This is a genomic window from Winogradskyella sp., from assembly GCF_965656915.1.
GTDB lineage: Bacteria > Bacteroidota > Bacteroidia > Flavobacteriales > Flavobacteriaceae > Winogradskyella.
In genome coordinates, this window is sequence record NZ_CBFHMI010000005.1 from 83,658 (window position 1) to 93,971 (window position 10,314).

Genomic DNA, 10,314 nt, shown 5'->3' on the forward strand with positions numbered 1-10,314 from the left:
ACTAAGATAATAGAGAGTTTGAATACTAACAACTGCTATAAAAGCAAAAAATAGTATCGATTGTAAAGACATTAAAACTTATGAATGTTGAGGTTCGTTACAGTTTTCGAACTGATCAGGAGTCTTACCACAAAACCCACAGGCTTCACCTTCTTGATTAAGCATAGGGTTTTGACTAGCGCATGTGCCAGCAAATTTACCATCTTTTTTAGCCCAGATTTTAATGGCTATACCTGCTATTGCCAATGCTAATAATCCTAATGTTAATAGTAAAAGTTTCATTTAATGTTTAAATTTACTGCAAAGATAATGCTTTTACTTTTATTCTAGCCTCTTCTATTTGTGTGACTTAACTCTCTGATGTTGTGTCTTATAATTATTACTAACTAATTAATTTATCAATTATGAAAAAATTATTCGCAGAGTTCTTCGGAGCGTTTTGGCTTGTTTTTGGTGGTTGTGGTAGTGCAATTTTTGCTGCTGGAATCCCAGATTTAGGTATCGGATTTGTAGGTGTGGCATTAGTATTTGGTCTTACTGTATTAACAATGGTATATGCCGTGGGTCACATTTCTGGAGGACACTTTAATCCTGCTGTATCATTAGGGCTTTGGACTGGTGGTGCATTTAAAAGCAAAGACTTAGCGGGTTATATGATAGCTCAAGTTATCGGAGCTATTGTTGTCGCAGGTGTTTTGTATGTAATTATTTCAGGGAAATCTGGATTTGATGGAGTAGGAGGTTTTGCTGCAAATGGATATGGGGAATTATCTCCAGACGGTTAAGTAATAATGTCAGCTTTAATAGCTTAATTTGTATTAACTGCTTTTTTCCTCTTAGTAATTTTGGTAGCACTAATGCCAAAGCGCCAAAAGGATTTGCTCCAATTGCAATTGGATTGGCTCTAACTTTAATTCATTTAATAAGTATTCCAATGACCAACACTTCTGTTAATCCAGCAAGATCGTTAAGTCAGGCTTTTTTTGCTGAAGGCGCGTACATGTCTCAGGTATGGTTATTTTGGGTTGCACCAATAGCTGGTGCCGTAGTTGGTGGATTCATTCATAAAACATTATTTTCTAAAAGTTGAATTTAGATTAATAAAAAAAGAGGTGCATTTTATTTATGTGCCTCTTTTTTTTATTTTTTGATAAGAGAATTACTATTAATCTTTTAGAGATATTTCAGCAACGGCCGCATTATTCTGATTAATTGAATCACCTTTTGTACTAATTTTAATACTTAGCGCTAATGCATCTTCTACATATGGTATCTGCTTTAACTTACGGTTAGATTCATCTAATATTCCAAGGTTAACCATTCTATCTTGCATTTCTGCCCAGATCTCGTAATGTTGTTCTTTTGGTAATTTAGGTAAAGTAATTACATCTATCATCGATGTTTTCTCTACTGGATTAATATAAGCTACTGTTTTTAGATTCTTTGCACGTTCATTACCATTTATAACATACTTTTTAGCATCAGGATCGTTTAACTTCATTAATTCTCTAGAAAGTTCTTCTAGTTTAGAATTATTGTTGTCTATATCACTCCTCAAATCAAATATTTCTTCTACTACAACATTATTTTCGTCTACTAAATTTTGATTTTTCTGATATAAAAAGAATGTAGATACCGCAAATAGAACTGCTGCTGCCGTGGCTGCGTAGCTATACCAAGAAATACGTTTATTTTGTACTAGTTGTATTACCTTAGTTTCATTGTTATCTTCTAAAGATTCTAAAATATCTTGTAAAATATTATTTGGAACATCTACTGCACCTGCCTTAGCGATAATTTCTAAATTATCTTGCAGTTTTTCATAAGCAGAAGCAACTTCTGGATAGTTGTCGATAAAATATTCAACCTCTTTAGATTCTTTCATAGAAGTTTCACCTACCAAATATTTGTTGAGTAGGTTAGAAGTTAAAAAGCTATGTAATTTAATTTCCATCTTAATTCTTTTTATGGATCATAAACTTTCTTAAGTTCCCTTAATCCAATTTTTAATCTAGATTTAATTGTACCAAGCGGAATTCCTAATTCATCACTTGCTTCCTGTTGTGTCATACCCTCAAAAAACAGGGTTTCCAAAACAATTTTGTACTTTTCCTCTAGTCGTCCAACATGCTCTCTAATATCCATGACATCCTGGTTTAAATTGATTGTTGGTAATATATATACGTTAGAAGTTTCAATTTGGACTTCTTTTCTATATCTATTATTAAAACTTCTTAATTTATCTATTGCCGTATTTCTGGCAATTCTAAATAACCAGGTAAATAATTTGGCTTTATCCGGATCGTATTTTGAAGCATTTTTCCATACCTTAACAAAGGTTTCTTGCAATGCATCTTCTGCAATTTCTTCATTAATAGTAATTTTTAAAATAACACCATATAAACTGTTAGAATAGTTTTCATAGAGCAGATTCAACGCACGTTTATCTCCTTTCTGTAATAAATCAATTATTTTCTTTTCGGTTGGTGTTATACTCAAAATGGTAAAATCTGATTTTTTTGATTTTTAAAACATCCAAAATGGATTTGTATTCGTAAATATAATTAAATACACTCTAAGCGGTGAATAAGATATACTTTTAGAATGATTTTATCTTCATAAGAGGTTGATTAATAGCATTTTCAAATAGAAATTATTCTAAATTCAAAAGTCGCAATGTAAATTGCGGCTTTTGTTTTTTTAAATAATATTTACTTCTGTTTCAATCTCTATGTTGAATAATCGTTTAATAGTCTTTTTTATTAGTAAAGCTAATTGATATATATCTTCTCCTTTTGCATTTCCATAATTAACTAACACTAAAGCTTGTTTATTGTGTACGCCATAGTCTCCAAATCGCTTTCCTTTAAAACCAGCCTTTTCTATAAGCCAACCGGCAGGAACTTTTACTTCTTTCTCTGAAATTTTATAGCTAGGTATTTCAGGGAAGTTTTGCCGAAGATCTTTGAACTGATCTACTGAAATAATTGGATTTTTAAAAAAACTTCCACTATTACCAATTTCTTTTGGGTCTGGTAATTTGTTTTGTCTTATGGCAATAACAGCATTAGAAATGTCTTGAATGGTAGGTTCTTTGATATTGCACTTTTCTAATTCTTGCTTAATGGCACCATAATCTAGATGCAATTTATGATTAGATTTAGTTAGTTTAAGATTAACACTGGTAATTATGTATTGGCCTTTTAATTGTTGCTTGAATATAGATTCTCTGTAATCAAATTTGCATTCGGTTTTATCAAAAACCCGAGTAGTCTGATCCTTAATATTTATGGTTTCACAACTCACAAAAACATCTTTTAACTCAACACCGTATGCTCCAATATTCTGAATAGGTGCGGTACCTGTATTCCCTGGTATGAGGGACAAGTTTTCTATACCACCAAAGTTTTTATTAAGACACCATATTACAAAATCATGCCAATTTTCACCAGCCATTGCTTTGACAGTTACTGTGTCTTCGGTTTCTTCTAAAATGTCAATGCCTTTTAGGTTTAAGTGAAGAACTAATGCCTTAATATCCTTGGTCAGTAGCATGTTACTGCCGCCTCCCAAAAAAAACAACGGTTGCTCTTTATGTTCTTTTAATACTAATTTTAAGGTCTCAGTTGAAGTCACATTAAAGTAAGAACTTGCATTTACATCAATGCCGAAAGTATTAAATGATTTCAATGAAACATTATGGGCTATCATTTCAGTCTTTATATACTTTAAGTGCTTCTGCCAAAACATTTACGGCAATTCTTAAACTGTTTTCGTTTAGAACATACGCAATTCTGATTTGGTTTAACCCTACTCCTGGAGTAGAATAGAAACCGGCAGCTGGTGCCACCATTACTGTATTGTTTTTGTAATCAAAGGATTCCAATAGCCATTTTGCAAAATCATCAGAATTCTTTATCGGTAATTCTGCGATACAATAAAACGCTCCATTGGGCTTAGCAACTTTTACACCAGGTATTTTTTCTAATTCTTCAATTAAGGTATCTCTTCGTTTAACGTATTCTTCTATAACATCGTCAAAATAGCTTTGAGGAGTTTCTAAGGCCGCTTCACTTGCTATTTGTGCTAAAGTCGGCGGGCTTAACCTTACCTGAGCAAATTTTAGTGCAGTTTTAATGACGTCTTTGTTTTTTGATACTAAATAACCTATACGTGCACCGCACATACTGTATCTTTTCGATACAGAATCAATGACAATGGCGTGTTCTTCTAGTCCAGGTTCCTGTAGAATCGAATAATGGGAAATACCATCATAAACAAACTCTCTGTAAACTTCGTCTGCAATTAAGAATAAGTCATGCTTTTTTACAATAGAAGCTAATTTTTTAATTTCTTCTTTAGAATATAAGTAGCCTGTAGGATTACCAGGATTACAAATTAATATGGCTTTTGTTTTTGGTGTAATTAATTTTTCAAACTCTTCAATTGGAGGCAAAGCGAAGTTATTTTCAATTTTAGAAATTACAGGAACTACATTTACGCTCGACGCTATTGAAAACCCATTATAGTTGGCATAAAAAGGTTCTGGTATAATAATTTCGTCATCTTCATCCATTATACTTCCAAAAGCAAAAAGTAGGGCTTCACTACCACCAGTAGTAACAATAATGTTGTCATGCGTTACATTTATGGAATTGCGTTTATAATATTCGGCAATCTTAATTCTGTAATTTTCAGAGCCTTCAGATCTAGAGTAAGCTAAGATATCTAAAGAATGCACTTTTACAGCATCTAAAGCTATTGTTGGAGTTTTAATATCAGGTTGCCCTATGTTAAGATAATAAACAGTTTTGCCTTTTTTGTTCGCTTCTTCTGCGTATGGCACCAATTTTCTAATCGGTGACTCAGGCATATTTAATCCTTTTTTTGATATCCTTGGCATGAAAATGATTTTAGAGTGCTAAGTTCTGAAAATTCTTATAGGTTATTAAAAAAATTACTCTTAAAATATCGTAAAAGATAAAGATTTGTAACTTGATGTAAAATGATCTAGGTAGTGAATTCATATTTTAAATATATTCTGCCACTATTCATCACCTTAAATCTTTGTTTTACCTATGCTCAAAGTGATTTTATTTTAAAGGACGACGTTAGTGATAAAATTAAGTTTGACTTTGCCAGTAACTTAATAATTATCCCTCTGGAAATTAATGGAGTTACGCTCTCATTCGTACTAGATTCTAGTGTAAGTAAACCAATTTTATTTAATTTATCTCAAGGTGATTCTCTTGATTTAAGGAATACGGAGACTTTTTATCTTCACGGTCTTGGTGCAGATGGTAGGCTAAAAGCATTAAAATCTAGTTATAATAGAATTAAAGTGGGCGATGCCGTAAGCACTAATAAAGACGTATATGTAGTTTTTGACAGTTCAATTAATTTTACACCACGACTTGGTATTGTCATCCACGGCATTATCGGCTATGATATTTTTAAGGATTTTGTGGTTGAGATAAATTACAACTCAAAATATTTAAGATTACACAAATCAGAAAGCTATAAACCAAAGTCATCTAAACGATGGAAATCGTTGCCTCTTAACATCTACAAAAAGAAACCATATGTAAACGCAAAAGTTAAAATTAAAAACTCAGAAACAGATGTTAAGTTGTTAATAGATACAAGGAGTAGTGATGCGTTATGGCTATTTGAAGATTTAGAAAATGGAATAACACCTATTAAAGAGTTATTCTTTGATGATTATTTAGGTAAAGGATTAAGTGGTTCTGTGTATGGAAAGCGATCTAAAGTTAAGAGTTTTCAGCTGAGTGATTTTATTTTAAATGATGTTAATGTTGCTTTTCCTGATTCCTCAACTATTAATCGTGCAAAATTATACAAAGACCGAAGTGGAAGTCTTGGTGGTGGTATTCTTAAACGGTTTAATTTTTTTTTTCGATTATGAGAATAAAAAAATTCATTTTAGAAAGAATAGTTATTTCAATAATCCTTTTACTTATAATAATAGTGGTATAGTAATAGAACATAATGGCTCAATGTTTATTAGGGAGCAAATAAAAGTCACAGACTACGATAATTATAGTGCTAAAAATAATTACAACGCTATACAGATTGATTACTCTATAAATTACAGAACCTTAATTAAACCTGCATACAAAATAGTAGAATTAAGATCGTCGTCTAATGCAAAAAAGATAGGTCTTTTGGTAGGAGATATTCTTTTAAAGATTAATGGTAAGCCAGCTTATGATTATAAATTACCTGAATTAAATAGTATCTTACATGACGAAACAGGTAAGACCATCCGATTGAGAATAGAACGGAATGGAGTGGAGATGTTGTTTAAATTTAAATTAGATGATGCTTTTAAAAAAGATGAGCCCTCAAATTGAGAGCTCATTGTTTATTTATGTAAAGTAGATATTTTATTGTTCTACCATACTTTTACTTTTCTTTTCTAAAACACTAGTTTTATTTGGGTCAACAACCTGCCCTTTTATTTTTAAAGCAACAGTTGGCGTTTCTGCGTTAGAGTAAACAGTAATTGTCTTTCTAATTGGGTTTACCCTTTTAGTATCATATTTTACCTTTATCTCGCCAGTTTCACCAGGCATAACCGGTTTTTTAGGCCAAGCTGGTACAGTACATCCACACGTAGACTTTACATTAGAAATAACTAAAGGAGCATCTCCTGTGTTGGTGAATTCAAAAATTCTAACTCCGTCAGAACCTTTTTCAATTGTTCCGTAATCAATAACATCAGTTTTAAATTCAATCTTAGCAACCTTTTCCTGAGCGCTAATACCCAGACTCATAACTGCTATAAATAAAATTGTAATTACATTTTTCATCATTCTAATTTTAAATTGATAATATAAAACTACTTACTTTTTTAGTCTCATCAAAATTATTTAGACGTAATACATCTATTTAACAGAATTAACTGTAATTAGAACATATTAATTACCTAATAATTTTTCAAAAAAATAAATATAAGTACTTTTGTCAGTTACTTAGCAAAAACAATACCAAAATATGGAAATCCCATCAAAATATAACGCATTGTCAGTAGAGCGTAAGTGGTATGACTACTGGATGAAGCATAATTATTTTCATTCTACACCAGACCATAGAGAGCCTTACACTATTGTAATTCCTCCACCAAATGTTACAGGTGTTTTGCATATGGGACATATGTTGAATAATACTATTCAAGATATTTTAGTAAGACGAGCCAGATTAATGGGTAAAAATGCGTGTTGGGTACCTGGTACAGATCACGCATCCATTGCAACTGAAGCCAAGGTGGTAGCTAAGTTAAAAGAGCAAGGTATAGATAAAAACGACTTATCTAGAGAAGAGTTTTTAAAGCATGCGTGGGAATGGACAGAAGAGTATGGTGGTGTTATTTTAGAACAATTAAAGAAATTAGGCTGCTCTTGTGATTGGGATCGTACTAAATTTACGATGGATGATGATATGAGTGAAGCTGTAATTAAGGTTTTTGTTGATTTGTACAATAAGGGTCTTATTTATAGAGGGTATAGAATGGTTAATTGGGATCCTGAAGCAAAAACAACGCTATCTGATGAGGAAGTTGTGTATGTTGAAAAACAAGGATTATTGTATTATTTAGAATATAAAGTAGAGGGTAGTGATGAGACATTAACCATTGCAACAACGCGTCCTGAGACTATTTTTGGTGATACAGCTATATGTATTAATCCTAACGATGAACGATTTACTCATTTAAAAGGCAAAAAGGCAATAGTTCCTATTTGTGGTAGAGTAGTTCCAATCATTGAAGACGACTATGTAGATACCGAGTTTGGTACAGGCTGTCTTAAGGTTACACCAGCGCACGATGAAAATGATAAAGTATTAGGTGATAAGCACAAATTAGAAGTGGTGGATATATTTAATGCCGATGCCACTTTAAATAGCTATGGTTTGCATTATAAAGGGCAAGACCGCTTTGCTGTGAGAAAAGCTCTGGTAAAAGAATTAGAGGAGAAAGGTCAACTAGTAAAAACTGAAGACTATGTAAATAAAGTAGGTACTTCAGAACGTACTAAAGCTGTTATTGAACCTAGATTGAGTGATCAATGGTTTTTAAAGATGGAAGATTTAGCTAAACCTGCATTAGACGCAGTTTTAAAAACGGGTGAGGTAAAGTTATTTCCAAAGAAGTTTGAGAATACTTATAGACATTGGATGGAAAATATTCGAGATTGGAATATTTCTCGCCAGTTACTTTGGGGTCAACAAATTCCTGCTTTTTTCTATGGAGACGGTAAAGAAGATTTTGTAGTAGCAGAAAATATTGAGGACGCTCTAAAATTAGCACAGGACAAAACAGGAAATGCCCAGCTAACTAAAGAAAATTTAACACAAGATTCAGATACACTAGACACTTGGTTTTCGTCATGGCTATGGCCAATTAGCGTTTTTGACGGTATCCGAAATCCGGAAAATGAGGAAATAAAATACTATTACCCGACTAACGACTTGGTTACTGGACCAGATATCCTATTCTTTTGGGTCGCAAGAATGATTGTTGCTGGATATGAGTATAGAGATGAAAAACCATTTGAAAATGTTTATCTCACAGGATTGGTAAGAGATAAACAGCGACGTAAAATGTCAAAATCACTTGGTAACTCTCCCGATGCATTAAAGTTAATCGAAGAATATACAGCAGATGGTGTAAGAGTTGGTCTATTATTAAGCTCAGCAGCAGGAAATGATTTAATGTTTGATGAAGCCCTTTGTCAGCAAGGAAGGGGTTTTGGTAATAAAATATGGAATGCTTTTCAGTTAACAAATTTATGGGAAGTTGCTGATATTGAGCAGCCAAATTCTAGTAAGATAGCCCTTGAATGGTATGAATCTAAATTTCAAACTGCTTTGATAGATATTGAGGATCATTTTAGTAAATACAGATTGAGTGATGCCTTAATGACTATTTATAAGCTAATTTATGATGATTTCTGTGGCTGGATGTTAGAAATGGTGAAGCCAGCATATAAGCAACCTATAGATAGAACTACTTATAAAAGTGTAATGACTATTTTTGAGGATAATTTAAAAATAGTACATCCTTTTATGCCATTTTTAACTGAAGATTTATGGCAGTACATTAAAGAGCGTTCACCTGAGGAAGCCTTGATAATTGCTAAATGGCCAGAAACTAAGCCAATAAATAAGGATTTAATTTCAGAATTTGATTTTGCTTCAGAAGTTATCTCAGGAGTTAGAAACATTCGAAAGCAAAAAAATATAGCTTTTAAAGATGCTATTGAATTTTCAGTTATTAATAATGAAAAAACATCGTCTACATTTGATGAGGCGGTTATAAAGCTCGGAAATTTAGAACATTTTAATTATATAAACGAACCAGTTGAAGGAGCACTTACATTTAGAGTAAAGTCTAATGAGTATTTTATTCCTATGTCTGGGAGTATTGATGTTCAGGCAGAGATTCAAAAGCTTACTGAAGAATTAAATTATACCAAAGGCTTTTTAAAGTCTGTTCAGAAAAAACTATCTAACGAACGCTTCGTAAGCAACGCTCCTGAACAGGTTGTAGCTTCAGAAAAGAAAAAAGAAGCTGATGCATTAGCTAAAATTGAGACCATAAAGGGTAGTTTAGCCAACTTACAGTAGTTAATTTTCTTAATATTTACAGAATTGTTATCGTCTGATTTTTTAAAAAGACGCCATTATACAGTACTTCTGATCTTTTACATAAATAATATTTATAAATAGTATAAAAAACATATATAAAAATATATGGAAAATGACTACCATCTTTGTAGTGTAATTGAATCAACACTAAATTATGACAAAGAAATCTTTAGCAAAATGAGATGGTATTGGTATAGAGATTATTGAGGCTACTCTGAATATTCTAAGCGTTGTAGGAGCTGATATAACTTTTGAAGAAAATAATATTGATGTAATAAAAACGGAAAACCTTTATACGTTCGATGGAGTAAGAGCATACTCTTTTTAGGATAGAGGCAATAATAAAAGTTCAAGAATTTATATCCCAAAGACATCATAAGGAGTTAGTTTGATAAACGTCTTTGGGATATAAATAAAAATATAGACACCATAACATTGGTACAAACAGAATTGGTAAATTTTTTCATAGGTTGTTATATACTAATTATTAGTCTTCTGTGTATTGTTGTGCTGAAATCGCAGATGAAATTTAAAAGTAAAATAATATGGTTAGTATTGTTACTGTTTTTACCTCTGTTTGGTGTCTTCTTTTACATAATGTACCAAACGTTTAAGATAAGCATAGGGCATGATTTTGATTAATAG

At 32.0% G+C, this 10,314-nt stretch carries 11 protein-coding genes and 1 pseudogene; 6 read left to right on the forward strand and 6 right to left on the reverse strand.

Annotated features, from left to right (window positions below; all coding sequences use genetic code 11):
• Positions 1-78 precede the first annotated feature (78 nt).
• Complete coding sequence (locus ACTG3Y_RS03190; RefSeq protein ID WP_439151478.1) at positions 79-282, reverse strand: membrane or secreted protein; 204 nt, start codon at positions 280-282, stop codon at positions 79-81.
• Between the two features lie 122 nt (positions 283-404).
• On the opposite strand from ACTG3Y_RS03190, the pseudogene aqpZ reads away from it, so the two are divergent.
• A pseudogene (gene aqpZ / locus ACTG3Y_RS03195) lies at positions 405-1,090 on the forward strand (aquaporin Z).
• A 75-nt stretch (positions 1,091-1,165) separates the two neighbouring features.
• Here the strand turns inward: aqpZ and ACTG3Y_RS03200 are convergent.
• The 4 genes from ACTG3Y_RS03200 to ACTG3Y_RS03215 all read right to left on the reverse strand — a co-directional run bounded on the left by ACTG3Y_RS03200 (position 1,166) and on the right by ACTG3Y_RS03215 (position 4,903).
• On the reverse strand, positions 1,166-1,954 hold the full coding sequence (locus ACTG3Y_RS03200; RefSeq protein WP_439151479.1) for an RNA polymerase subunit sigma-70: 789 nt from the start codon (positions 1,952-1,954) through the stop codon (positions 1,166-1,168).
• Positions 1,955-1,965: 11 nt separating this feature from the next.
• Positions 1,966-2,499: an RNA polymerase sigma factor gene (locus ACTG3Y_RS03205; protein WP_439151480.1), complete on the reverse strand. Its 534-nt coding sequence runs from the start codon at positions 2,497-2,499 to the stop codon at positions 1,966-1,968.
• Positions 2,500-2,700: 201 nt separating this feature from the next.
• The gene (murB, locus tag ACTG3Y_RS03210) at positions 2,701-3,750 is read right to left on the reverse strand and encodes a UDP-N-acetylmuramate dehydrogenase (RefSeq protein WP_439151481.1); all 1,050 of its coding nucleotides are present in this window, start codon (positions 3,748-3,750) and stop codon (positions 2,701-2,703) included.
• Positions 3,713-4,903, reverse strand: coding sequence for a pyridoxal phosphate-dependent aminotransferase (locus ACTG3Y_RS03215; RefSeq protein ID WP_439151482.1), 1,191 nt, complete (start codon positions 4,901-4,903; stop codon positions 3,713-3,715). Before ACTG3Y_RS03215 ends, murB begins: the two co-directional genes overlap by 38 nt.
• Before the next feature lie 114 nt (positions 4,904-5,017).
• On the opposite strand from ACTG3Y_RS03215, the gene ACTG3Y_RS03220 reads away from it, so the two are divergent.
• Together ACTG3Y_RS03220 and ACTG3Y_RS03225 are read left to right on the forward strand one after the other, a co-directional pair.
• The gene (locus ACTG3Y_RS03220; RefSeq protein ID WP_439151483.1) at positions 5,018-5,926 is read left to right on the forward strand and encodes a retropepsin-like aspartic protease; all 909 of its coding nucleotides are present in this window, start codon (positions 5,018-5,020) and stop codon (positions 5,924-5,926) included.
• Complete coding sequence (locus ACTG3Y_RS03225) at positions 5,847-6,374, forward strand: PDZ domain-containing protein (protein WP_439151484.1); 528 nt, start codon at positions 5,847-5,849, stop codon at positions 6,372-6,374. Before ACTG3Y_RS03220 ends, ACTG3Y_RS03225 begins: the two co-directional genes overlap by 80 nt.
• Before the next feature lie 33 nt (positions 6,375-6,407).
• Here ACTG3Y_RS03225 and ACTG3Y_RS03230 read toward each other — a convergent pair whose 3' ends face one another.
• On the reverse strand, positions 6,408-6,833 hold the full coding sequence (locus ACTG3Y_RS03230; protein ID WP_439151485.1) for a DUF1573 domain-containing protein: 426 nt from the start codon (positions 6,831-6,833) through the stop codon (positions 6,408-6,410).
• 184 nt (positions 6,834-7,017) lie between these two features.
• Here ACTG3Y_RS03230 and ACTG3Y_RS03235 point away from each other — a divergent pair, with 184 nt between their 5' ends.
• From ACTG3Y_RS03235 to ACTG3Y_RS03245, 3 genes are all read left to right on the forward strand, one after another.
• Positions 7,018-9,648 (forward strand): valine--tRNA ligase, encoded by a 2,631-nt coding sequence (locus ACTG3Y_RS03235; RefSeq protein WP_439151486.1) that lies wholly within the window; start codon positions 7,018-7,020, stop codon positions 9,646-9,648.
• A gap of 265 nt (positions 9,649-9,913) precedes the next feature.
• Positions 9,914-9,997, forward strand: coding sequence for a hypothetical protein (locus ACTG3Y_RS03240; RefSeq protein ID WP_439151489.1), 84 nt, complete (start codon positions 9,914-9,916; stop codon positions 9,995-9,997).
• 122 nt (positions 9,998-10,119) lie between these two features.
• Positions 10,120-10,311, forward strand: coding sequence for a PLDc N-terminal domain-containing protein (locus ACTG3Y_RS03245; protein WP_439151490.1), 192 nt, complete (start codon positions 10,120-10,122; stop codon positions 10,309-10,311).
• Positions 10,312-10,314 lie beyond the last annotated feature (3 nt).

Bases quoted from the DNA above. Each gene is read 5' to 3' on its own strand.
- ACTG3Y_RS03190 (WP_439151478.1), bottom strand. From the start codon at position 282: ATGAAACTTTTACTATTAACATTAGGATTATTAGCATTGGCAATAGCA.
- ACTG3Y_RS03200 (WP_439151479.1), bottom strand. From the start codon at position 1,954: ATGGAAATTAAATTACATAGCTTTTTAACTTCTAACCTACTCAACAAA.
- ACTG3Y_RS03230 (WP_439151485.1), bottom strand. From the start codon at position 6,833: ATGAAAAATGTAATTACAATTTTATTTATAGCAGTTATGAGTCTGGGT.
- ACTG3Y_RS03215 (WP_439151482.1), bottom strand. From the start codon at position 4,903: ATGCCAAGGATATCAAAAAAAGGATTAAATATGCCTGAGTCACCGATT.
- murB (WP_439151481.1), bottom strand. From the start codon at position 3,750: ATGTTTTGGCAGAAGCACTTAAAGTATATAAAGACTGAAATGATAGCC.
- ACTG3Y_RS03235 (WP_439151486.1), top strand. From the start codon at position 7,018: ATGGAAATCCCATCAAAATATAACGCATTGTCAGTAGAGCGTAAGTGG.